General features: G+C 68.8%; 25 protein-coding genes. 14 read left to right on the top strand and 11 right to left on the bottom strand.

The features are described 5' to 3' along the window. Nucleotides 1-66: 66 nt before the first annotated feature. The gene (locus tag ACXIZN_RS28005; protein WP_457957951.1) at nucleotides 67-1,521 is read left to right on the top strand and encodes a leucyl aminopeptidase family protein; all 1,455 of its coding nucleotides are present in this window, start codon (nucleotides 67-69) and stop codon (nucleotides 1,519-1,521) included. Nucleotides 1,522-1,528: 7 nt separating this feature from the next. Here ACXIZN_RS28005 and ACXIZN_RS28000 read toward each other — a convergent pair whose 3' ends face one another. Continuing rightward, nucleotides 1,529-2,140, bottom strand: a complete 612-nt coding sequence (locus ACXIZN_RS28000) for a phosphatase PAP2 family protein (RefSeq protein ID WP_457957949.1) — start codon at nucleotides 2,138-2,140, stop codon at nucleotides 1,529-1,531. Nucleotides 2,141-2,209: 69 nt separating this feature from the next. Beyond that, complete coding sequence (locus tag ACXIZN_RS27995; RefSeq protein ID WP_457957947.1) at nucleotides 2,210-3,094, bottom strand: LysR family transcriptional regulator; 885 nt, start codon at nucleotides 3,092-3,094, stop codon at nucleotides 2,210-2,212. 105 nt (nucleotides 3,095-3,199) lie between these two features. On the opposite strand from ACXIZN_RS27995, the gene ACXIZN_RS27990 reads away from it, so the two are divergent. After that, on the top strand, nucleotides 3,200-4,429 hold the full coding sequence (locus tag ACXIZN_RS27990; protein WP_457960613.1) for an MFS transporter: 1,230 nt from the start codon (nucleotides 3,200-3,202) through the stop codon (nucleotides 4,427-4,429). Nucleotides 4,430-4,568: 139 nt separating this feature from the next. On the opposite strand, the gene ACXIZN_RS27985 is transcribed toward ACXIZN_RS27990, so the two are convergent. Further along, on the bottom strand, nucleotides 4,569-5,219 hold the full coding sequence (locus tag ACXIZN_RS27985; protein ID WP_457957945.1) for an O-methyltransferase: 651 nt from the start codon (nucleotides 5,217-5,219) through the stop codon (nucleotides 4,569-4,571). Nucleotides 5,220-5,418: 199 nt separating this feature from the next. Between ACXIZN_RS27985 and sigE the strand changes: the two genes are divergently transcribed. Continuing rightward, a complete protein-coding gene (sigE, locus tag ACXIZN_RS27980) occupies nucleotides 5,419-6,018 on the top strand; it encodes an RNA polymerase sigma factor SigE (protein ID WP_016331450.1) in 600 nt (199 codons plus the stop codon). After that, nucleotides 6,015-6,689, top strand: coding sequence for an anti-sigma factor family protein (locus tag ACXIZN_RS27975; protein WP_126736361.1), 675 nt, complete (start codon nucleotides 6,015-6,017; stop codon nucleotides 6,687-6,689). The genes sigE and ACXIZN_RS27975 overlap by 4 nt, the downstream gene beginning before the upstream one ends. A gap of 9 nt (nucleotides 6,690-6,698) precedes the next feature. On the opposite strand, the gene ACXIZN_RS27970 is transcribed toward ACXIZN_RS27975, so the two are convergent. Further along, a complete protein-coding gene (locus ACXIZN_RS27970) occupies nucleotides 6,699-7,352 on the bottom strand; it encodes an LppU/SCO3897 family protein (RefSeq protein WP_457957943.1) in 654 nt (217 codons plus the stop codon). A 161-nt stretch (nucleotides 7,353-7,513) separates the two neighbouring features. Between ACXIZN_RS27970 and ACXIZN_RS27965 the strand changes: the two genes are divergently transcribed. Beyond that, nucleotides 7,514-9,043: a S1C family serine protease gene (locus ACXIZN_RS27965; protein ID WP_457957941.1), complete on the top strand. Its 1,530-nt coding sequence runs from the start codon at nucleotides 7,514-7,516 to the stop codon at nucleotides 9,041-9,043. A 55-nt stretch (nucleotides 9,044-9,098) separates the two neighbouring features. Next, nucleotides 9,099-9,527 carry a Sec-independent protein translocase protein TatB gene (gene tatB / locus ACXIZN_RS27960; protein ID WP_457957939.1) on the top strand — a complete coding sequence of 143 codons (429 nt, stop codon included), beginning with the start codon at nucleotides 9,099-9,101 and terminating at the stop codon, nucleotides 9,525-9,527. A gap of 84 nt (nucleotides 9,528-9,611) precedes the next feature. Here the strand turns inward: tatB and ACXIZN_RS27955 are convergent, their stop codons facing one another. From ACXIZN_RS27955 to ACXIZN_RS27940, 4 genes are all read right to left on the bottom strand, one after another. Further along, nucleotides 9,612-10,757 (bottom strand): Mrp/NBP35 family ATP-binding protein, encoded by a 1,146-nt coding sequence (locus ACXIZN_RS27955; protein WP_457957938.1) that lies wholly within the window; start codon nucleotides 10,755-10,757, stop codon nucleotides 9,612-9,614. Between the two features lie 123 nt (nucleotides 10,758-10,880). Beyond that, nucleotides 10,881-11,390, bottom strand: coding sequence for a DUF1003 domain-containing protein (locus ACXIZN_RS27950; protein ID WP_457957937.1), 510 nt, complete (start codon nucleotides 11,388-11,390; stop codon nucleotides 10,881-10,883). Then, a complete protein-coding gene (locus ACXIZN_RS27945) occupies nucleotides 11,383-12,681 on the bottom strand; it encodes a magnesium transporter MgtE N-terminal domain-containing protein (RefSeq protein WP_457957935.1) in 1,299 nt (432 codons plus the stop codon). The genes ACXIZN_RS27950 and ACXIZN_RS27945 overlap by 8 nt, the downstream gene beginning before the upstream one ends. Before the next feature lie 44 nt (nucleotides 12,682-12,725). Next, nucleotides 12,726-13,637 carry an aminoglycoside phosphotransferase family protein gene (locus tag ACXIZN_RS27940; protein ID WP_457957934.1) on the bottom strand — a complete coding sequence of 304 codons (912 nt, stop codon included), beginning with the start codon at nucleotides 13,635-13,637 and terminating at the stop codon, nucleotides 12,726-12,728. Nucleotides 13,638-13,725: 88 nt separating this feature from the next. Here ACXIZN_RS27940 and ACXIZN_RS27935 point away from each other — a divergent pair, with 88 nt between their 5' ends. The 3 genes from ACXIZN_RS27935 (at nucleotide 13,726) to ACXIZN_RS27925 (ending at nucleotide 15,704) form a co-directional block, all read left to right on the top strand. Continuing rightward, entirely contained in the window at nucleotides 13,726-14,541 is an 816-nt protein-coding gene (locus ACXIZN_RS27935; protein ID WP_457957932.1) for a slipin family protein, read from the top strand. Between the two features lie 74 nt (nucleotides 14,542-14,615). After that, complete coding sequence (locus ACXIZN_RS27930; protein ID WP_457957930.1) at nucleotides 14,616-14,966, top strand: hypothetical protein; 351 nt, start codon at nucleotides 14,616-14,618, stop codon at nucleotides 14,964-14,966. A 264-nt stretch (nucleotides 14,967-15,230) separates the two neighbouring features. Next, complete coding sequence (locus ACXIZN_RS27925; protein WP_457957928.1) at nucleotides 15,231-15,704, top strand: hypothetical protein; 474 nt, start codon at nucleotides 15,231-15,233, stop codon at nucleotides 15,702-15,704. Between the two features lie 18 nt (nucleotides 15,705-15,722). Here ACXIZN_RS27925 and ACXIZN_RS27920 read toward each other — a convergent pair whose 3' ends face one another. From ACXIZN_RS27920 to ACXIZN_RS27910, 3 genes are read right to left on the bottom strand one after another with little or no spacing between them, the layout of a single operon-like run. Then, complete coding sequence (locus ACXIZN_RS27920; protein ID WP_457957926.1) at nucleotides 15,723-16,367, bottom strand: DUF4190 domain-containing protein; 645 nt, start codon at nucleotides 16,365-16,367, stop codon at nucleotides 15,723-15,725. A gap of 49 nt (nucleotides 16,368-16,416) precedes the next feature. Continuing rightward, nucleotides 16,417-16,791: a DUF4190 domain-containing protein gene (locus ACXIZN_RS27915; RefSeq protein WP_126736351.1), complete on the bottom strand. Its 375-nt coding sequence runs from the start codon at nucleotides 16,789-16,791 to the stop codon at nucleotides 16,417-16,419. 31 nt (nucleotides 16,792-16,822) lie between these two features. Next, nucleotides 16,823-16,981, bottom strand: a complete 159-nt coding sequence (locus ACXIZN_RS27910) for a hypothetical protein (RefSeq protein ID WP_457957924.1) — start codon at nucleotides 16,979-16,981, stop codon at nucleotides 16,823-16,825. 316 nt (nucleotides 16,982-17,297) lie between these two features. Between ACXIZN_RS27910 and ACXIZN_RS27905 the strand changes: the two genes are divergently transcribed. The 5 genes from ACXIZN_RS27905 (at nucleotide 17,298) to ACXIZN_RS27885 (ending at nucleotide 22,427) form a co-directional block, all read left to right on the top strand. Next, entirely contained in the window at nucleotides 17,298-18,494 is a 1,197-nt protein-coding gene (locus ACXIZN_RS27905) for an acyl-CoA dehydrogenase family protein (RefSeq protein WP_457957923.1), read from the top strand. A gap of 60 nt (nucleotides 18,495-18,554) precedes the next feature. Next, nucleotides 18,555-19,070, top strand: a complete 516-nt coding sequence (locus tag ACXIZN_RS27900; RefSeq protein WP_016331463.1) for a general stress protein — start codon at nucleotides 18,555-18,557, stop codon at nucleotides 19,068-19,070. A gap of 245 nt (nucleotides 19,071-19,315) precedes the next feature. Then, nucleotides 19,316-20,638 carry an ABC transporter substrate-binding protein gene (locus tag ACXIZN_RS27895; protein ID WP_457957921.1) on the top strand — a complete coding sequence of 441 codons (1,323 nt, stop codon included), beginning with the start codon at nucleotides 19,316-19,318 and terminating at the stop codon, nucleotides 20,636-20,638. Beyond that, nucleotides 20,635-21,585 carry a carbohydrate ABC transporter permease gene (locus ACXIZN_RS27890; RefSeq protein ID WP_457957920.1) on the top strand — a complete coding sequence of 317 codons (951 nt, stop codon included), beginning with the start codon at nucleotides 20,635-20,637 and terminating at the stop codon, nucleotides 21,583-21,585. Before ACXIZN_RS27895 ends, ACXIZN_RS27890 begins: the two co-directional genes overlap by 4 nt. Continuing rightward, on the top strand, nucleotides 21,585-22,427 hold the full coding sequence (locus ACXIZN_RS27885) for a carbohydrate ABC transporter permease (RefSeq protein ID WP_034313318.1): 843 nt from the start codon (nucleotides 21,585-21,587) through the stop codon (nucleotides 22,425-22,427). The genes ACXIZN_RS27890 and ACXIZN_RS27885 overlap by 1 nt, the downstream gene beginning before the upstream one ends. Nucleotides 22,428-22,429: the final 2 nt, after the last annotated feature.

Here is a 22,429-nt window from a genome sequence, read left to right as displayed (position 1 = left end):
ACCCGCACCCCGGTCTCCCTTCGGAGGCCGGGGTCGCGGTTCATCTGCGCCCGGAGGTCGCTCACTGTGCGTAACCCGCTACCCCCCGTTCCGGGGAAGCTGCTCGAACTCGAGGTCTCGGACGACCTACGGCGCGGTACGCCGCTGGCCACACTGATCGCCGCGCCGTCCGAAGAGGACGGTGACGCCGGACTCGCGGAGATCGGCGGCGTGCGGCCCACCGGCAAGGCCGGTGACGTGCAGACCGTGCCGGCGGGCGCCGTCCGCTGGCTGGCGGGTGTCGGCGACGGTGAGCCGAAGCAGTACCGCAAGGCCGGTGCCGCACTGGTCCGCGCCGTTTCGTCGGCGCTGGAAGAAGACGTCAAGGCGGGGGAGAAGGCGTTCCGCGCCTTCGCCGTCGAACTGCCCGAAGACGCGGGCGCCGAGCACATCGAGGAACTCGCGTTCGGGCTGCTGCTCGGCGGTTACCGGTTCACGGTGACGGCCGAGGAGCCGAAGGCGACTTTGCGGACCGTGCGCTTGATCACACGCCACGAAGTCGATTTGGAGCGAGTTCGCGAACTCGCCGCGGCCGCCGCGTTCGCGCGCGATCTGGCGAACACGCCGTCGAACGTCAAGACCCCCGCCTGGCTCGCCGACACGGCCGCCCGGGTCGCCGGTGGCATCCCGAACCTGACCGTGACGGCGCGGGACGAGAAGTGGCTGGCCGAGCAGGGCTTCGGCGGCGTGCTCGCCGTCGGCGGCGGGTCGGCCGCGCCGCCGCGGCTCATCGAGCTGGAATACCGGCCGCGCGGGGCGACGACGCATCTGCTGCTCGTCGGCAAGGGCATCACCTTCGACACCGGCGGTCTTTCGATCAAACCGGCCGACGGCATGCACCTCATGCGCACCGACATGGCGGGCGGCGCGGCGATCATCGCCGCGGTCCGCGCGATCGCGGCGTTGCGCCTGCCGGTGAAGGTGACCGGGCTGGTGCCCGCCGCCGAGAACCACGTGTCCGGTTCGTCGTACCGGCCCGGCGACATCGTGCGGCACTACGGCGGCAAGACCACCGAGGTGGGCAACACCGACGCCGAGGGTCGCATGGTCCTGGCCGACGCGCTCGTCTACGGCATCAAGAAGCACAAGCCGGACGCCGTGATCGACGCGGCGACCCTGACCGGAGCCATGAAGGTCTCGCTCGGCGTCCGCACCGGCGGTGTCTTCGCCACCGAAGACGCGCTCGCGGAACGGATCACGAAGGCGGGCGAGCGGGTCGGCGAGGCGTGGTGGCGGATGCCGCTGCTGGAAGACCTGGCCGAGACCGTGCAGGGTTCGCTCGGTGACGTCCGGCAGGCGCCGGGTGGCCCCGGCGGCATCGTCGCGGCGCTGTTCCTGCGGGAGTTCGTCGGCGACGTGCCGTGGGCGCATCTCGACATCGCCGGTCCCGCGCGGGCCGACAAGACCTACGCCGACGTGGTGCCCGGGGCCACCGGTTTCGCGGCGCGGACGCTGGTCGAACTGGTCGCCTCTTACGCCTGACCTGCGGTTACCTGCGGGGCGGGAGCAAGGGACCTTTGCTACCGCTCCGCAGGTCGACCCTGGGCATGGGCTGGGTCGGCGCGTCCCCGGCATGGGCGGTGAGCCGTCGGGCGATCCCGGTCGCGGGGCCGGTCAGGTACCGGAACACGAGCCACGCCGTGACCGAGCCGAGGACGAGCCCGGCGAGCACGTCGTGCGGGTAGTGCGCGCCGACGAAGACTCGTGAGAAGCCCATCAGCAGGGCACCCGGGAGCACCCACGGCGCGAGCCGCCGCCAGGCGAGTGCCAAACCGACGGCGGCCGCCCCCGCGATCGTGGAGTGGTTGCTCGGGAAGGACCAGTCGCCGATCTGCGGACAGTCGATGAGCGTGACGAGGTTCCGGCACGGCCGGTCCTCCTGGATCACGCTCTTCAAGCCCTCGCTGATCACGTACGCGATCGCGGTCGCGCCGGGCGGCAGCAGCGCCACGGCGATCCGGACGGGCGAAGTGCGCGCCCGCCACAACATCCAGGCGAAGAGCGCCACGAAGGCGAGCAGTCCTGCTTCCGTGAACAGGATCCCGGTCGCCTGAAGCCAGTTCGGGCTCTCACCCGCCAACTCCACGATGTCGTCGTACATTCACCCGAAGTTAGCGAAAACGACGCGCCCGCGGGGTGGACGAACGTCAGGGATCGACCCTGGCGATCGTCACCAGGGCTGCACGCGGACCCGCTCCCGGAACCGCAGCACGGCGGGCGGCAGGACCACGTCGCGTCGCCAGGCCAAGCCGATGGTCCGCCCGACCGGCGGCACAAGCGGGACTTCGACGACTCCCGCCGGGCTGCCCGGCTCGAAACGGGGGAGCAACGCGACGCCGAGCCCGGCCGCGACCAGTCCGCGGACGGTGTCGGACTCCTGGCCCTCGAACGCGATCTTCGGTTCGAAGCCGGCCGCGGCGCACAGTTCGTCGGTGATGGTGCGGAGGCCGTAGCCGGTTTCGAGGAGCACGAACTCCTCGTCCTCGAGGTCCTCGATGGCGGCGCTGGGCCGGTCCGCGAGGCGGTGCGACGTCGGAACGGACAGGAAGATCTCCTGCTCGGTGAGGACGGCCGTGTCGAGCAGCGGGTCGTCGGCGGGGGCGGGTGCGAGCAGCGCGAGGTCGAGTTCGCCGCTGGTGAGCCTGTCGACCATGTCCTGACGTGACCCCTGGACCAGGGTGAACCGGACGCCCGGATGGTCGGCGCGATAGCCGCGGAGCAGCGTGGGGACCAGAGATCTGCCGAGCAGGTGCAGGAAGCCGAGGACGACGTGCCCGGCTTCGGGGTCGACTTCTTCGCGGGCCTGGCGGACTCCGGCGTCGACGGCGGCCAGCGCGCGTTCGGCGGCATCGGCCAGCAGTTCGGCGGCCCGGGTGAGCCGGATGCCGCGGCCGTCGGGGACCGTGAGCGGGGCGCCGAGGGCGTCGCCGAGCGCCGAGATCCGGCGGCTTGCCGTGGGCTGCGGGACGCCGAGCAGTTCGGCCGCGCGTGTGACGTTCGTCGTGCGGCGGAGTGCGGTGAGCAGAGCGAGCTGCGGGGCTAGCTGGGCGGTCATCCTTTCATTCAGCACGGTATCGATTGTGGCAGATGATCGTATTAGACGTATCGTTTAGCCAGGCTTAGCTTCGGATCCGTGCCTGCCATCGGAACCACCCGCCGCGTGACGATCGCCGTCGCCGCGGCCGGGATCTCCTCGTTCGCGCTGCTCTACGCGCCGCAGCCGGTGCTGCCGCAGCTGGCCGAGCAGTACCACCTCGACCCCGGTGGCGCTTCGCTCGCGGTGAGTGTCGCGACCGGTGCGCTCGCGATCGCCGTGCTGCCCATCGCGGCGCTGTCGGAGGTCGTGGGACGGCGTCCGGTGATCATCGCTTCGGTGGTCGCGTCGGTCGTGTTCGGTTTCCTGCTGCCGCTGGCGCCCAGCTATCCGGCGCTGCTCGTGCTCCGGGCGCTGCAAGGGGTCGCGATCGCGGGGTTCCCCGGAGTGGCCGCCGCCTACCTCGCGGAACGGCTCGGCAAGGCCGGGCTCGCGGCGGCGGTGGGCGCGATGATCGCCGGGAACACCATCGGCGGCATGATCGGACGGCTCGCGGCCGGGTTCACCGCCGGACCGTTCGGCTACCACGGCGCGCTGCTCGTGGTCGCGGGGATCGGGCTGGTCTGCACGGTGGTCACAGTGCTGGCCCTGCCGCCGGGGGAGCAAGGGACCTTTGCTACCACTTTCGCGGATCGTCGCAGGTCAGAGCGGTTACGAGAGCAGGGCAGGGCGGTACTGGCCGGGCTCGGCGCGGCGGTGCGGAAGCCGGTCCTGCTGGCCCAGTACGCGGTCGCGCTGCTGGCGATGGGCTCGTTCGTCGCGCTGTACAACGCCGCCGGATTCCGGCTGACCGGCGAGCCGCTGAACCTCTCGCCCGCGATCGCGTCGCTCGTCTTCCTCGCGTACGCGATGGGCTCGGTCTCGTCGGCGACGGCGGGCAAGCTCGTCGGCCGGTTCGGCCGCCGCCGGGCGCTCGTCGGCGCCCTGCTGCTCACGATCGCGGGCGCCGCGCTGACGCTGTCCGACTCGCTGCCCATGGTCGTCGCCGGGTTCGTGGTGCTGACCGGCGCGTTCTTCGCCGCGCACGCCGTCGCCAACGGCTGGGCCGCCGCGGAGGCGCCCGAGAACGCCCGAGGCCAGGTCGGCGGGCTCTACACGCTTTCGTACTACCTCGGCAGCAGCGTCGGCGGCGCCGTCGGCGCGACCGTCTACGGGCACGCGGGCTGGACCTGGCTGATCGTGCTCACCGCCGCCTGGCTCGCCGTCGCCGCGGTGGCCGTGGTCGCGGTGGTCCCCAAGTCCGTGAAGGCCTCCTTGCCTCCCCTGAAGGTCAGGGCCCACGCGAAGGCGAGGTAGTTCGAGCACATCGCGAGCCGGTCTGGTGTCCCCAATGGCGCGTTCGAGACGCTCAGTGTCTCTAATGCGCCATCGGGGACACCAGGCCCTCGAAGCAGGGCACGGAACGCGTCTGAGAAGCGGTAGCAAAGGTCCCTTGCTACGCGATCGCGGCGACCAGCAGCCCGCCGCCCACCGGCAGCAGCGCCGGGACCAGCCGCTCGTCCTCGCGGAACGCCCGCGCGACCTCCCGCAGCGCGAGGGTGTCCGGATCCCGCCGTGAGGGATCGGTCACCCTGCTCCCCGAGACGTTGTGGAACGCCAGTATCCCGCCGGGCCGCAGCAGCGAGACGGCCTTCTCGTAGCAACTCGGGTACTCGACCGGCGCCGAATCGACGAACACCAGGTCGTAGCCGCCGGGGGTGAGCCGGGGGAGGACGTCGAGCGCGCGCCCCATGATCAGGCGGGTCCGCCCCGGCGCGTAGCCGGCCTCGCGGAACGCCGCCCGCGCCGCCCGGTGGTATTCCGGCTCGATGTCGATCGAGGTGAGGATCCCGTCGTCGACCATGCCGCCGAGCAGGCACAACCCGCTCACCCCGGCCCCGGTCCCGACCTCGACGACGGCCTTCGCCCGCAGCGTCGTGGCGAGAAAACGCAGGGTCGCACCCGCGCCCGCGCTCAGCGGGCCGCATCCCAGATCGGCCGACCGCGCCCGCGCGGCGGCCAGTACCTCGTCGTCGGGGACGTAGCCGTCGACGAGATCGGCGTCGGCGGCCTCGGCAGGCGAGCCCGCATGCGTCCCGGAATTCACACGCGGAGGTTAGCGCTGCCTATCGTCAAAAGAGCGAAGACTCCCTGGTACCGACTTCTCAGCCTCCTCTCAGTCCAGTCTCACTAGAAACATAAGCAGGCCGGACAGACTGGTCCTCGACAACGGGAACACCGTGCTCATCGCCCGCGTTGGGTGGAGTAGTTGGGAGAAGACGCTGATGGAGGTGCCTACTTCCCCGATGCAGGAAACGATGCAGGACCAGCACGCGGACCAGGTCACGCCGGTGACGGTGGACGAGGCCGCATGGACGCCGCCCTCGTGGGACGAGGTCGTGCGCGAACACGCCGACCGCGTGTACCGGCTGGCGTACCGCCTGACCGGTAACGCCCACGACGCCGAGGACCTGACGCAGGAGACCTTCATCCGGGTCTTCCGCTCCCTCGCGTCCTACAAGCCCGGCACGTTCGAAGGCTGGCTGCACCGCATCACCACGAACCTCTTCCTCGACATGGCCCGCCGCCGCTCGCGTGTGCGGATGGAAGGCCTCCCCGAGGACACCGACCGCATCGTCGGTGACGACCCGAGCCCCGAGCAGGTCTACTCGGACACGCACCTCGATCCGGACCTGCAGGCCGCGCTCGACGAGTTGCCGCCCGAGTTCCGTGCCGCGGTCGTGCTGTGCGACGTCGAAGGCCTCTCGTACGAGGAGATCGGCGCCACCCTCGGTGTCAAGCTCGGCACCGTGCGCAGCCGGATCCACCGCGGCCGCCAGGCGCTTCGCGCTTCCTTGGAGCGTCGTCGCGCCGCGGCGCAGGAGTCTGCGAAGGTGGGGGTATGACCGCACCGCGAGGTTGGGGACTCCCCGAGTCGCATCTGCTTCCGGACGCCATCGTCGCCTTCGTGGACGGCGAGCTGTCCCTCGGCGCCCAGGACAGGGCTTCGGCGCATATCGCCCGTTGCCAGTCCTGCGCCGCCGAAGTGACCGCCCAGCGCCAGGCCGTCGCGGCCGTGAAGCAGGCGGGAGCCCCGTCGATGTCGGCGGGTTTCCTGGCCAGCCTTTGCTCCATCCCGCAGAACACCGAACTGCCCGGCACGCCGGACAACCTGGCGATGACCGCCGACGGTCAGCTGGTGGCCATCCAGCGGCCCGACCGGGTCGCCGGCCTTCGCGACACCGGGGTTCTGGGCGGTACCGCGCCGTTGGGATCAACGGCGCCGCTGGGCCAGTCGCCGAACGTGCTCGGCGGCGGGCGGTTCGGCCTCGCCCGGCGGAAGTACGCGCAGGGCGCCGGAGTCGTCGTTTCGGGTCTGGTGCTGAGCGCGCTCGCCCTCGTCGCGACCTCGGGTGACGGCACCGAAGAGCAGCCGAACACCGGCTTGACCCCGCCGCAAGGCGTCAACGCCGGGCTGCTGCCCGCGCAGCTGGGCGGCGCCCAGCCGGAGCCGCCGCGCAGCACCACGCCGAGCCCCAGCACGTCCAGCGTGCCCATGCCGGTGTCCGCCCGCTGATCGGCTCGGTCAGGGCGTGACGAAGCAGATCGTCGCGCTCTTGAACTTCGAAGTCCCATAGCTGGCGTACGAGATGACTTCCTTCGTGCCTTCGGCGCACGGACTGGTCACCACGCTCATCTGCGGGAAGACCTCGCTGATCTTCAGCCTCGCCGACCCGCAGTCCTTGAGCGGTGGCGGTGTCTTGGTCTCGATATCGTCGAAACACAGCCCGACCTTGGCGTTGATCGCCAGGCACAGGGCGACGCCGTCCCCGCGCGCCCCCCTCGGGACGGCGTACTTGTAGAAACCGTCCTTGCAGTCCCACGTGCCCTTGTCGACCCCGGTGAGGCTCACCGCGTAGGGCGCTTGCGGCGAATCGCACGGTGTCTTGACGGCGTCGGCCTCCTTGCCGGAGCCGGTCAGCACCACGCAATCGCCCTCGGTGAGCGCTTTGGCCTGCTTCTCCGGTCCGACGGCCGCCTTCATCACGAAGATGAAGGCGATCCCGCCGCCGACCACGACGAGCGCGGCGACGAGCAGCAGCACTTTCACCTTGGTGGACAGCCCCTTCTTCTTGGGCGGCTGCTGCGGCCAGCCCTGGTGCTGCGGCCACTGCTGCTGCGGCCATTGCTGGTGAGGGGCGTTCTGGGGCGGGAAACCGGCCCCCGGGTACTCCGACATGACCGTTAGACGGCCAGTGATGAGACATGGTTGCCTCACGTGTCACATTTCTCGCCGGGTTCGGGGAATCAACGCGCACTTCACCGTGGTCACGGCAGAATCCCGGGTGAGGCTTGGCGTACTCTCGCGTCCGGCCAACCTGATCTCAGCCCCGGGGAATGATGACCGAGCAGCCGAACGCGAATCCGCAGCAGCCTGGGGATCGGCTGGCGCCGCGCCCGCTGGCCCGGCCCGCCGTCGATCCGGCGCAGGCGGCCACGTTCGGCAGGCCGCGCGGTGTCGACGGTGCCTTCGACAAGCTGTACCAGCCTGGCACCAACGGGCAGTCCACTCCGGGCCTGAACCTCGCGCCCCCGACGCCGGAATCGCTCGCCGAGGCCTTCCGCCGCCCGCCGGGCGCCGAAGGTGTCGTGCTGGAGCGGCCGCACGGGACCAACGGCTCCGAACCGTCCGCCAACGGCGCCGAAGGCCCGCTCTGGACCACGACCTCGGATCCCTGGCGCGACCCGTCGTCCGGCGCGGTGCTGGCCGGGCCCGCCGTGCACCAGGACTCGGATGAGGAGAAGGACGCCAAGCGCCCGCAAGGCGCGCTGCTGAGCCTTCCGGAGGTCCTTTTCGGGCGGCGTGTGCAGACGAAGGCGCTGGCGATGCTCGCCGCGGTCGCGCTCGTCATCGGTGCCGCCGGCGGGCTGATCGGCTGGTGGTTCGCCGACACCGGTACCGAACTGACCGGACAGGCCAGCATCTCCGAAGCCGACGCGGCCAAGGAACGTCCGGCGGGCTCGATCGCGGACATCGCCCACCGGGTGGCGCCCACCGTGGTCTCGCTCGAAGTGTTCAAACCCGGCGCCGAAGCCGGTCAGCAGGGCTCCGGCGTCGTCATCGACACCCAGGGCTACGTGCTCACGAACGAACACGTGATCTCCGCCGCGACGGCCGACGCGGCCACGAAGGTCACCGCCGTGTTCTTCGACGGCAAGCGCGTCGAGGCGAAGGTCGTCGGCGCCGACCCCAAGACCGACCTCGCCGTGGTCAAGGTCGACGTCAAGAACCTGACCGCGCTGCAGGTCGGGAAGTCGTCCGACCTCGCCGTCGGCGACTCCGTGATCGCCGTCGGTTCGCCGCTGGCGCTGCAGAACTCGGTCACCGCGGGCATCGTGAGCGCGCTCAACCGCCCGGTGACCGCCGGTGGTGACGGCGGCAGCGCGCCGGTGATCTACGAGGCCATCCAGACCGACGCCGCGATCAACCACGGCAACTCGGGCGGCGCGCTCGTCGACGCGACCGGCGCGCTGGTCGGGATCAACTCCGCGATCCGCTCGTCCAGCGCCGAAGGCGGCAGCATCGGCATCGGGTTCGCCATCCCCAGTGACTACGCGGTGAAGATCGCGAAAACACTGATCAAGGACGGCAAGGTCGTCCACCCCGACATCGGCATCAACGCTTCGTCGACCGTTGCGGGCTCCAGCACCATGGGCGCACAGGTCCGCAACGTCGCCCCTGGCGGCCCCGCGGCCGCCGCCGGGATCAAAGAAGGCGACGTCATCACGGAGGTCGGCGGACGGCTCGTGCGCGACTCGGCGGAACTGCTCGTCGCGGTCCGCGCCCGCGAGGTCGGCGAAGTCGTCCCTGTCCGCCTTGTCCGCGATGGGTCTTCTCTTGTCGTCGACGTGAAACTGGCCTCGGACTAGCGGGTTCGGGCGGGTACCCTGAACGGGGAAGACGCCGAGGCGGAGGTTCACACGGGTGTTCGAGAGTGTCGGCTGGGGAGAGATCCTCATCATCGTCGTCGCGGGTCTTTTCATCCTCGGTCCGGAACGGCTGCCCGAAGCGGCGTCCTGGGTGGCGAAGAGCGTCCGCAAGGTCCGCGACTTCGCGACCGGTGCCAAGACGCAGCTGCGCGAGGAGATGGGCCCGGAGTTCGATCAGCTGCGCAAGCCGCTGGAGGACCTGAGGGGCCTGCGGAACTTCGACCCGAAGCGGGTCGTCACCCAGCACCTGTTCGACGGTGACCCGGATCCGCTGGGGATCAACAACATCAACGGCACCAATGGCGCCAACGGGACCAACGGGACCAACGGCGCTGCCAAGCCCAACGGCTACCCGGCGACCGCTTCGCAGCCGGAGCCGCTGAAGCCGGGAGAGCGCCCGCCGGTCGACCCGGACGCCACCTGACCCTCATGCATTCAGTCCTCTGGATGCGGTCCTTGCGTGTGCAAGTACCGCATCCAGAGGACTAAATGCGTAAGAAGGGGGTGCTCAGCGGCCCGCGGGGGTGACGTTCAGCATCATCCCGGCCAGCCCGCGCGCCCGGACGGTCAGCTTCTTCGCCGCCTCCTTGAGCACGAGCGACGCCGGCGCGTCCGGCTCGGCCAGCACGATCGGCGTCCCGGCGTCGCCGTTGGAGACCACCCGCGGGTCCATCGGGACCTGCCCGAGCAGCGGCACGGTCGACCCGACCGACTTCGACAGCGAGTCGGCCACGGACTGCCCGCCACCGGCGCCGAAGATCTCCATCCGCTGCCCGTCGGGCGTCTCCAGCCACGACATGTTCTCGATGACTCCGGCCACCCGCTGCCGCGTCTGGAGCGCGATCGCGCCCGCGCGCTCGGCCACCTCGGCGGCCGCCTGCTGCGGGGTGGTGACGACCAGGATCTCCGCGTTCGGGATGAGCTGCGCCACCGAGATAGCGATGTCGCCGGTGCCCGGCGGCAGGTCCAGCAGCAGGATGTCGAGGTCGCCCCAGAAAACGTCGGCGAGGAACTGCTGCAGCGCGCGGTGCAGCATCGGCCCGCGCCACACGACGGGCTGGTTGCCCGGGGTGAACATGCCGATCGAGATGACCTTCACGCCGTGCGCCTGCGGCGGCATGATCATGGTGTCGACCTTGGTCGGCTTCTCCCGCGCGCCGAGCATCCGCGGCACCGAGTGCCCGTAGATGTCCGCGTCGACCACGCCGACGGAAAGCCCGCGTTCGGCCATCGCGGCCGCGAGGTTCACCGTCACCGAGGACTTGCCGACGCCGCCCTTGCCGGACGCGACGCAGTAGACCCGCGTCAGCGAGCCCGGCTGCGCGAACGGGATCACCGGCTCCGCGGCGTCACCGCGCAGCGATTTCCGCAGCTCCGTGCGTTGCTCGTCGCTCATCACGTCGAGCTCGACCCGGACGTCGCTGACGCCGGGGAGCTTCTTGACGGCTTCGGTGGTGTCGTTGGTCAGGGTCGCCTTCAGCGGGCAGCCGGCGACCGTCAGGTAGATCCCGACGGTGACCACACCGTCCGAGCCGACCTCCACGTCCTTGACCATGCCGAGTTCGGTGATCGGTTTCTTGATCTCCGGGTCGTACACGGCCTTCAGCGCGGTGCGGACATCGTCGACGCTGGGGAGTTGCTGCGTACTGGTCACAGGTCCATGTTACGTACCGGTAGGCGAAGCTGGTCGAACCCGCCTGGCCGAGGGCCCCGGGATCACGGCGGCAGGGCGTCCAGAGGGTAAGAAGTGACTGCTTGTCGCCCTGGTTACCGAAGATCAAGTACCGGTAGGCGTGCGGTCGGGTTTGGCCTTGCGCGGCTTGGCGTCGAGATCCTCCCGGAGCCGGTCGAGTTCGCCCCGCAGGAAGTCCCGCGTGGCGACCTCGCCGAGCGCGATCCGCAGCGACGCCAGCTCCCGCGCGAGGTATTCGGTGTCGGCCTTGGTCTGCGCGGCGCGGTTCCGGTCCTCCTCCAGCGAGACGCGGTCGCGGTCGTCCTGCCGGTTCTGCGCCAGCAGGATCAGCGGCGCGGCGTACGCGGCCTGCGTCGAGAACGCCAGGTTCAGCAGGATGAACGGGTACGGGTCCCATCGCAGCGAGACCGCGACCAGGTTCAGCACGATCCAGATGATGACGATCAGCGTCTGCCAGAACAGGTACTTGCCGGTGCCGAGGAACCGCGCGATCCGTTCGGTGAACCGGCCGAACGAATCGGGGTCGATGTTCAGCCTGAACCGGCTCTGGCCGCGGGGCTGGTCCAGCCGCCGCCCGGGCAAAAGTTCAGGCACGTTCGGTCTCCTCGGTGATCTCGCCGGTGATGTCGTGCAGCCCGGTCTCGCGCCAGTCCTCCGGGAGCAGGTGGTCGAGGACGTCGTCGACGGTGACCGCGCCGAGCAGGTGGTCTTCGGCGTCCACCACCGGCCCGCAGGTGAGGTTGTAGGCGGCGAAGTACCGCGTGACCTCGGACAAGGTGGCGTTCGGCTTCAGCGCGGGCAGCTGGGAGTCGATGGCGCTCGCCACCATCTCCGCCGGTGGTTCGCGCAGCAGCCGCTGGAAGTGGACGACGCCGACGAAGCGCCCGGTCGGCGTCTCGGTCGGCGGACGGCAGACGAACACCATGCTCGCCAGCGCCACCGGGAGGTCCGCGTTCCGGATGTGCGCGAGCGCCTCGGCGACCGTGGCGTCCGGCGTCAGCACCACCGGCTCGGGGGTCATCAACCCGCCCGCGGTGTCGGAGGAGTACTCCAGCAGCCGCTTCACCGGTGCCGACTCCTCGGGTTCCATCAGCTCCAGGAACCGGTTCTGCTCGGCGGGCGCCAGTTCGGCCAGCAGGTCGGCGGCGTCGTCGGGGTCCATCGCTTCGAGGATGTCGGCGGCGCGTTCCTCGGCGAGGTAGGACAGAAGTTCCTTCTGGTCGTCTTCGGGAAGCTCCTCGATGACGTCGGCGAGGTGCTCGTCGTCCATCGCGTCGGCGACCTCGTGCCGTCGTTTGAGCGGCAGGTCGCGGACCGTGGCGGCGACGTCGGCCGCGCGCATGGTGTCGAAGAGCATCAGCAGCTGCGCCGCGCCCTGGGTCTGGCCGGTCAGGTCGGTGAGCCCGAGCCCGGACACCTCCGCCCACGGCAGCACCTGCATCGCCGAACGCCGTCTGCCGAGGCCGAGCCTGCTCGACCGTTCCCGGATCGCGAGCTTCGCGAGCACCCAGTCCCGCGTGCGCGTCGGTTCCATACCGGCGTCGACGACGGTGACCCGCGTGTCCGAGCCGGCGAGGGTGGCGTGCGCGTCGAACAGCTGCCCGACCACCAGCACCTCGTTGGGCCGCTGATGGAACCGCCGCATGTTCACCGATCCGGTGGCGAGCGTGATCGCGCTGGGTTCGATCGAGGTCACGCGCAACATCGGCACGAACACGCGGCGCCTCGTCGTCAGCTCGACCACGATGCCCAGGATCCGCGGCGGTTGCTGGTCAAGGCGCAGGCCCGCCACCAGGTCCCGCACCTTGCCGATGGATTCACCATCGGGGCCGAAAACCGGCAAACCGGCCAGCTGAGCTGCGAATACCCTGTTCACGGCTGCCATGCCCGAAGGTTATCCGCTCCCGGGGCCGGAGACGATTCGTGTGATCACCGCAATGCCCAGGCGGCGATTCCGGGAACGGCGGCGTAGGCCGGGTCTTCGGCGAGACTTTCGGGCGAGGCGCCCTCGGCGAGGTCTTCGTACAGCCAGGTCCAGTTCTGCACCGCGCGGACCAGCGTCCACGCCCGCGCGCGTCCGGCGTCCACCCCGGCGGCCGCGGCGAACCACGCGAGCTTTTCGTCCATTGTGGACTCTTCTGCCCGGTTCCAGAGGATCGAGATCGCGCCGAACTCGAGGTCGCCCGAAAGCGGCTTCGGGTCGATCACCAGCCACGGTTCGCGGTCCCCGGCGAGGACGTTCTCGAAATGGAGGTCCTCGTTGACCATCAGCTCACCGGCCTCCGGCCCGAGCCGCGCGCAGATTTCCACGGCGGCGTCGATGTACTTGCGATCGAACGGTTCCCCCAGCTCGCTCCAGGTCTCCGGCAGTTCCTCGACCAGTTCCGCGGCTTCCTCGCGAAGGGAACGCCGCAGCGTGGCGGGAGCGGGGACGGCCAGCCGTCGCGCCAGTGCGCCGACGGTCTCGACGGCCTCCTGGATCGGCTCGGTTTCGAGCGACCGGCTCGCGTCGAGCCGCTCCAGGAGCAGGACGCCGTCCTCGGGCACGTTGTCGTACATCAGGACCGCGCCCTGACCGGCCCAAGTGGACAGTGCGAGCGGTTCGTCGTCGGATTCCTCGTGCGGCCAGCCGAGTTTGAGGATCGCGGGGGAGCCGTCCGGGCGGCGCACGGGCTGTGCGACGCCGACGAAGCCGTGCATGGCCTCACCGTCGTATTCCAGCTGCCATTTGGCGGTGTACTTCTCGGCGAGGAACGGGAGGGAATCGAGCCACTCGGCGGCTCCCGGTCCGAGGCCGGCGGCGCGGTCGAGGAACTTGGGCGGGATCTTGAAACCGGTCACGAACCCACCTTGGCAGGCCTGTCCACCGTGTTTCCCTCGTGACCCGCCGGGCGTACCGTGAACAGCGAGAACAACCCCGGGAGCAGCCATGGTGGTGGAGATTCTCAGTGCGATCGCCGTCGCGGGCGGTGCTTGGCTCGCGACCAGCCTTCGCGTGGTGAAACAGTACGAACGCGGTCTCGTGTTCCGGTTCGGGCGGGTGCGCCCCGCCATCCGGGAGCCGGGGCTCGCGCTGCTGGTGCCGATCGCGGACAGGCTGCAGAAGGTCAACATGCAGATCGTCACGATGCCGATCCCCGCGCAGGACGGCATCACCCGCGACAACGTCACCGTGCGGGTGGACGCGGTCGTGTACTTCAAGGTGATCGACCCGGTGCTGGCCGCGGTCAACGTGCAGGACTACCGCTCGGCCGTCGGCCAGGTCGCGCAGACCTCGCTGCGGTCCATCATCGGCAAGAGCGACCTCGACGACCTGCTGTCGAACCGCGAACGGCTGAACGAGGGCCTGGAGCTGATGATCGACAGCCCGGCCTTGGACTGGGGCATCCACATCGACCGCGTCGAGATCAAGGACGTCGCGCTGCCGGAGTCGATGAAACGCTCGATGTCGCGCCAGGCCGAAGCCGAACGCGAACGGCGGGCGCGGGTCATCTCGGCCGACGGCGAACTGCAGGCGTCGCACAAGCTTTCGCAGGCGGCCGCGACCATGGCCGACACCCCGGCGGCGTTGCAGCTGCGGCTGCTGGAGACCGTCGTGCAGGTCTCGGCGGAGAAGAACTCGACGCTGGTCTTGCCGTTCCCGGTGGAGCTTTTGCGCTTCCTCGACGCGAACACGCCGAAGCGGGAGCCGGAGGTTTCAGAGGGCAACGGTCAGGTGGCGCCGGCGCCGCGCGAAGGCAGCTGAGCGCATAAAGAAGCCCCAGGCGCTTGCATCAGAGGCGACACTGGGGCGTTCGTCACTGACGGTAGCATCTTCGGATGCCGTCCGTCGAGACCGAAGAGCCCGTGGTCTGGAATCTGCTGTCCGAACCCCGGATGGCTCCCTACCTCGAGGCAGCGTCGGGGGACAAGGTCGCGGCCCTGCGGCTGTACGAATGGAGCGCGCGAACATCCTCCGCCGCTTTCGAGGTCGTCGGCCATCTCGAGGTGCTCCTTCGTAACGCTCTGGATCGGTGTCTTCGCGAGCATTTCCGAGAGGACAAGTGCGGCATCCCGTGGTTCTTGCTGCCGACTCCCGGCGGGGTCAATGTGACGGAGGCCGTGGCCACCGTGCGGGAGCGGCTGCGCCCCCAGCGAAGGAAACCCGGCACCAGATCATCGCCGGATTGAGCTCCGGGTTCTGGTCAGGTCTGCTCGGACCCAAGTACGAGGAGCTCTGGCGCGATTGTCTTCATCGCGCCTTCCCGCACTCGTCGGGAAAGCGAAAGGAGGTCGCCGTCGCGGTCGAGCCGGGTCCGCAAGTTCCGGAACCGGCTCGCGCACCACGACTCGACGATCAACGTCGACATACCCTTCGAGCTTCGCCAGATCTTCGACCTGGCCGCGTACATCGACAAGGATGCCGCGCGCTGGCTGAAGCGGTGCAGCGGACTGATGACCGTCTACGCGCAGCGGCCGGTCACGGTCGACGACACCGTCGTCGTTTCGGCGAAGCACGTTTGGCCGTTGTATGAGACCTGCTCGGCTTACGTGTGCCAATCCGCGCGGGCGTTTCGGCCGATCGAGCGTGTGGCGTTCTACGCGGACCGTGAGGTCAAGCTCGATGTACCCGCCGTGCTTCACCGCCGGGACAACGTCGAGTGGTCTCCGGAAGAGGCAGCGCGGCTCGGTGCTTCGGAGGATCGCTTCGACCGCAAGATCGCGAAGGTCATCGAGACGTCGGACGATACCTGGACGGATGGCCGCTATCAGGTCTTCCTGCTGACCGCTCCAGGACATCCCGGCCACCGGCAGCTACGGCAGGCACTGCCGCATCTCGGCGCCGGACGAGGCTCGGCTTTCGTGCAGCGGCAGCGATATGTCTCCCTGCACTCCTTGGAGAACGCGGTGACGACGGCCGACCTCTAGGCAGCCCGGCCGGCGCCGCTACTCGAGCTCCCCGTTCACCCCGAGAATGATCATCGTCCCGCCGAAACCGACGTACAGCGCGATCACGACGTAGGCGATGATCACCGCCGCGAGCGCCATGCCGCGCCCGCCTGCCTCGCCGCGGTTCGCCCGCGCCAGCCCGATGTGCCCCAGGATCAGCCCGACGATCACCGTCACGCAGGAGCAGATCCCGACGAGCGAGCACACCAGCCCGGCGATCGCCATCCCGTTGTCCTGCGACCGCGGGGGAGCGACCGTCGCGTACGGGTTGTACGGCTGCGGCGGCGGGTACGCCGCGGGCAACGGCATGGGCGTGTACACCGACGGGACCGGCGGCTCCGGAGCCGCGTAGGGCGGCGGCACGGGCTCGGCGGTCAGCGGGTCGATGGCCTGCCCGTACGTCTCGACCGGAACCGGAACGGAAGCCGGCTCGGGAGCGGGATCCGGGGCGGAAGCCGAAGGCGGCTCGAACGGAGCGGGCGGCTCGAACGGCGGGGGCGGGCTGAAGGGCTCCGGCGGCTGAAAGGGCTGCGGGCCCGACACGGTTTCGGGCGCCGAAGACACCACAGTCGGGTCCGAGAAGGTGTTCGAGTCGGTGTAGGACGACGTCGACGGTGTGTCCTGCGAGTCGGAACTGCTCATCCGGTTGCCCCCTGGTTCGTGCGGGACACCACCGTATCGTCCGAACGGGTCACGAGACGCCCGCGGCTCCGATCGCGAGCACCACGAAAACGAACCACAGGATGACCGGGATCAGCCAGAGCGCGGTGACGACGTATCCGATGATCATCCCCGCCTGCGCCATGCCCTGGCCGCCCGCTTCGCCGCGTTTGGCCTTCGACAGCGCGATGTGCCCGAAGATGATCCCCAGGATCGCCGGGAAACACATGATCAGCCCGATCAGCGAGCACACCAGCGACGCCACCGCCATGCCCTGGTCCGGCGGCCGCACGTACGGCTGCTGGACGTAGTACTGCTGAGGCGGCGGCTGGTAGGGCTGAAGTCCGTAGGGCTGCTGGAACTGCCCGGACGGCTGCTGCCCGTACGGGTCGTGCGGATTCGTCATGGTGGTCCCCTCGTAGGCGAGGACCGTATCGCTACCGGAAAGCCCCGTGTTTCGCGGCGATGTTCAGCGCGACGGGGATCGCGATGGCGTACAGGACGATCATCAGGTAGCCGACGACGAAAGCGGCGAGCGCCATGCCCTTGCCGCCCACTTCACCGCGCCGGGCCTTCGCGAAGGCGACGTGGCCCATGACGATCCCGGGATCACGGACACCAGCCCGATCAACCCGAAGAGTGAAAAGATCAAGGCGGCCATCGCCAGGCCGGAGTCCTTGCTCCGCACCGGGCCCTGGTTCGGAAAGGTGTACTGCTGTTGTGGTGGGAATCCGCCAAAGGGCTGCTGAGCCACGTTTCGTCCCCCTCGGACTGTGATCGGCCTGTCACTGTAGTGACATGCTCACGGATGGCGTACGCGTGACTGCGCTCATAGCGAGGTCCCACGTCAGCCGTCATACTCACCGGTAACCCAGCGCCGGGAGCCCGGTGCGCGCGAATTTAGGAGCAGCGATGGCTCGCCTCGCCCAGACCGCCGGCTTGACCGACGTGCAGTCCGAAATCCTGGCCACGGTCCGCCAGTTCGTGGACAAGGAGGTCATCCCGCGCGCGCAGGAGCTGGAGCATTCCGACACCTATCCCGCCGACATCGTCGAGGGGATGAAGGAGATGGGCCTGTTCGGGCTCACCATCCCGGAGGAGTACGGCGGCCTCGGCGAATCGCTGCTGACCTACGCGCTCGTGGTCGAGGAGATCGCGCGCGGCTGGATGAGCGTCTCCGGTGTCATCAACACGCACTTCATCGTCGCGCACATGATCAAGCAACACGGGACGCCGGAGCAGAAGCAGCACTTCCTGCCGCGGATGGCGACCGGTGAGGTCCGCGGTTCGTTCTCGATGTCCGAGCCCGACCTCGGCTCCGATGTCGCCGCGATCAAGACCCGCGCCCGCAGGACCGACGACGGTTACGTCATCGACGGGTCGAAGATGTGGCTGACCAACGGCGGCAGCTCCAACCTGATCGCGCTGCTGGTCAAGACCGACGAAGGCGCCGAGAAGGCCCACCAGAACCTCACCACGTTCCTGGTCGAGAAGCCCGAGGGCTTCGGCGAGGTCGCGCCCGGACTCACCATCCCCGGCAAGATCGACAAAATGGGCTACAAGGGCGTCGACACCACCGAAGCCGTGTTCGACGGCTTCAAGATCGGCGCGGAAAAGGTCCTCGGGGAAGCGCCGGGCAAGGGCTTCGCGTACATGATGGACGGTGTCGAGGTCGGCCGCGTCAACGTCGCCGCCCGCGCCTGCGGCATCGCGATCCGCGCCTTCGAGCTCGCCGTCGAGTACGCCCAGCAGCGCAAGACCTTCGGCAAGGCCATCGCCGAGCACCAGGCGGTCGCGTTCAAACTCGCCGAGATGGCCACCAAGGTCGAGGCCGCGCACCTGATGATGGTCAACGCCGCCCGCCTCAAGGACTCCGGCGAACGCAACGACGTCGAAGCCGGCATGGCCAAGCTGATCGCCAGCGAATACTGCGCCGAAGTCACCCAGGACTCCTTCCGCATCCACGGCGGCTACGGCTACTCCAAGGAATACGAGATCGAGCGCCTCATGCGCGAGGCGCCGTTCCTGCTCATCGGCGAAGGCACCAGCGAGATCCAGAAGACCATCATCAGCCGCGGCCTGCTACGCGAGTACAAGTCCCGCTCCTGAACGTTCGCGCCTTTCGCCCGTCCTTGAGAAGATGGACCAGGACGGGCGAGAGGTGATTACGTGAGTGCTCCCTTTGGCGGAAGCGGCCGGGCCGCGGGCGGGCTGCCCAGGCTGCCGACACCGCCTACCGGCTGGCCGATCGGTTCCTACGCGACGTACGGCGAAGCCCAGCAAGCCGTCGGTTTCCTCGCGGAGAAGGAGTTCGGCGTCTCCGACGTGACCATCGTCGGCGTCGACCTGATGCTCGTCGAGCGCGTCGTCGGACGGCTGAGCTGGGGCCGGGTGCTGGGCACCGGCGCGGTGTCCGGCGCGTGGTTCGGCCTGATCATCGGGTTGCTGCTCGGCATGTTCAACAACCAGGGTTTCGCCTGGCAGCCCATGATCGGCGGGCTCGTGCTCGGCATCCTGGCGTGGACGGTCTTCGCGGCGATCAGCTACAGCATGTCCCGCCGCGACTTCTCCTCCGCGAGCCAGCTGGTCGCCGGCCGGTATGACGTCCTCTGCCAGCCGCGTTCGGCCGAACAGGGGCGTGAGCTCCTCGCCCAGCTGGCGTTGGGCGGCCGTCCCACCGGGTGACGCGGGGGCCGGACCACTGACATTCGGCGGTACTGGTTCACCTGTTCGTCGTGCGGTCCGCTGAATCGTTACCGATACTGCTTGCGGGCGGTGATCGCCCGGAATAGGTTGCACAACACCAGTCGGGCGGTCGCGTACTCCAGCGTGTCCGCCCGAGCACTAGCACGTCGGGGTGCTGGCGCGCGGGCTTCTTCAACGCGTCCTAGTGCCGCCGTTCCCCAGGCGTGCGCGGGTGAGGAGGCCTCATGGGGAAGAGGATGAGCGCGAGCCGGAGGGGCCGCTCGCCAGGCCGCACCGGCTCGCTACTCGGCGCGGTGGCGCTGACGGCCGGCTTGCTGGCGGGTTGCGGTTCGGACGCCGGGCTGAAGATCAACGTCTACTACGCGCCCGAAGACAATTTCCAGTCCGTTGTGGACGATTGCACCAGGGCCTCGGGCGGGCGGTACGAGGTCGTGTACAACAAGCTCCCGCGCCCGGCCGACGGCCAGCGGGAACAGATGGTCCGGCGCCTGGCCGCCGGGGACGATTCGCTCGACGTACTCGGGCTGGACGTCACCTGGGTCTCGGAGTTCGCCGAGGCGGGCTGGGTCGACGAATGGACGGGTGAAGCCAAGGCGGAGGCGACCGCGGGTGTCCTGCCCGGTCCGCTCGAAACCGCCACGTGGAACGGAAAGCTCTACGCGGCGACCAAGAACACCAACGTCCAGCTGCTCTGGTACGACGACCGCCTGACCCCGACGCCGCCGAAGACCTGGGACGAGATGATCCAGCAGGCACAGGCGCTCAAGGCGCAGGGCAAGCCGGCGAACGTCGTGTTCACCGGCGCGCAGTACGAAGGCCTGGTCGTCATCTACAACACGCTCGTCGAATCGGCGGGCGGCAAGATCCTGTCCGACGACGGCAAGTCGGTCGTGATGGACGAGGGCGCGGTCAAGGCACTGGAGATGCTCAAGAAGGTCACCACGTCCGGGATCACCGACCCGTCGCTGACCAACTCCAAGGAGGACGAGGTCCGCCAGGCCTTCCAGCGCGGGAACGCCGCCTTCGAGCTGAACTGGCCGTTCGTCTACGCGTCCTACGCCAAGGAGAAGAAGGACGAGCTGCGGCACTTCAAGTGGACCACCTATCCGGAGTTCGAAGCGGGCAAACCCGCCAAGACCACGATCGGTGGCTACAACCTGGCGGTCAGCTCGACCTCGAAGCACAAGGCCGAGGCCTACGAGGTCGCGCTGTGCCTGCGCAGCGCGAAGAACCAGAAGTTCTCCGCGCTGAAGGACGGTGTCCCGCCGACGATCGAATCGCTCTACACGGACACGCTGCCACTCGACGCGACGGCGCCGCAGAGTGACGACAACCCGAGTATGGAAACGAAGTACCCGATGCGGGAAACGATCCTGGAGGCCCTCAAGGACGCCGCCGTGCGTCCGCTGACCCCGGCCTACCAGAACGCCTCGACGGTGTTGTCGAAGGTGCTTTCCCCGCCTTCCGCCATCGACCCCCAGAAGACGGCGGAGAAGCTCAAAGAAGAACTCGCCGACGCGCTCCAGTCGAAGGGGGTGATCCCGTGACCGTGCAGGAAACCGCCGGCTCGGCGACCGCGGCCGAACCGGGCAAGAAGGCGAAACCCGTTCTCAGTGAAGGAAAGAAGGCCGAGCGCAGACTCGGGCTGTGGCTGTGCGCCCCGGCCGCGATCGTGATGATCGCGGTCACCGGGTACCCGATCATCTACTCGATCTGGCTCTCCCTGCAGCGCTACGACCTCAGGTTCCCGGCGCAGCAGGAGTTCGTCGGCCTCGACAACTACATCGCGGTGCTGTCCAACGGTTACTGGTGGACGGCGTTCGGGACGACGATGGGGCTGACCATCGTTTCGGTGGTGATCGAGTTCGTCCTCGGCATGGGGCTGGCGCTGATCATGCACCGGACGCTGGTCGGACGGGGCCTCGTGCGGACGGTCGCCCTGATCCCGTACGGCATCGTGACGGTGGTCGCGGCGTTCTCCTGGTACTACGCCTGGACGCCGGACACGGGTTATCTGGCCAACCTGTTCTTCCCGGACAGCGCGCCGCTGACCCAATACCGGCCTTCGCTGGCGATCATCGTGCTGGCCGAGGTGTGGAAGACGACGCCGTTCATGGCGCTGCTGCTGATGGCGGGCCTCGCGCTGGTGCCGGACGACCTGCTGAAGGCCGCGGCGATGGACGGCGCGACGGCGTGGCAGCGGTTCACGAAGGTGATGCTGCCGGTGATGAAGCCGGCGATCCTGGTGGCGCTGCTGTTCCGCACGCTGGACGCGTTCCGCATCTTCGACAACATCTTCGTGCTCACCAACGGCGCGCAGGACACGTCGTCGGTGTCGATGCAGACCTACAACAACCTGGTCAAGGGGCTGAACCTCGGGATCGGGTCGACGATGGCGGTGCTGATCTTCATCACGGTGGCGATCATCGCGTTCATCTTCATCAAGGTGTTCGGCACGGCCGCACCCGGCAGTGACAATGGGGGTAAGCGCTGATGGCGATCGGTGGAGCGGTCACTCCCGGCCGCAAGTTCAAATGGGGCCTCGTCGACATCCTCGTGCTGGTGTTCGCGCTGTTCCCGGTGCTCTGGGTGGTCTCGCTTTCGTTCAAGACCAAGGAGACGCTGGACGACGGGAACTTCATCCCGTCGGAATGGACGTGGCAGAACTACGCGGACATCTTCGAGACCACGGAGTTCATCAGGGCACTGGTGAACTCGATCGGGATCGCGATCATCGCGACGGTGATCGCGGTCGTCCTCGGCACGATGGCGGCGTACGCGATCGCGCGGCTGGACTTCCCCGGCAAGCAGGTGCTGGTCGGGATGTCGCTGCTGATCGCGATGTTCCCGCAGGTGTCGCTGGTGACGCCGCTGTTCAACATCGAACGTGAGCTCGGCCTGTTCGACACCTGGCCGGGGCTGATCCTGCCCTACATCACGTTCGCGCTGCCGCTGTCGATCTACACGCTGTCCGCGTTCTTCCGGGAGATCCCGTGGGAGCTGGAAAAGGCGGCGAAGATGGACGGCGCGACCCCGGCGCAGGCGTTCCGGAAGGTGATCGCGCCACTGGCGGCACCGGGGGTGTTCACCACCGCGATCCTGGTGTTCATCTTCTGCTGGAACGACTTCCTGTTCGCGATCTCGCTGACCTCGACCGAGGCCTCGCGCACGGTCCCGGCGGCGCTGTCGTTCTTCACCGGGTCGTCGCAGTTCGAAGACCCGACCGGGACGATCTCCGCGGCCGCCGTGGTGATCACCGTCCCGATCATCCTGTTCGTGTTGTTCTTCCAGCGTCGCATCGTGGCGGGGCTGACGTCCGGTGCGGTGAAGGGCTGACC

The sequence above is a fragment of the Amycolatopsis sp. TRM77291 genome (genome assembly GCF_054166285.1).
Note: the sequence above shows the minus strand (reverse complement) of the source record. Positions and strands in the feature narration are given on the sequence as shown.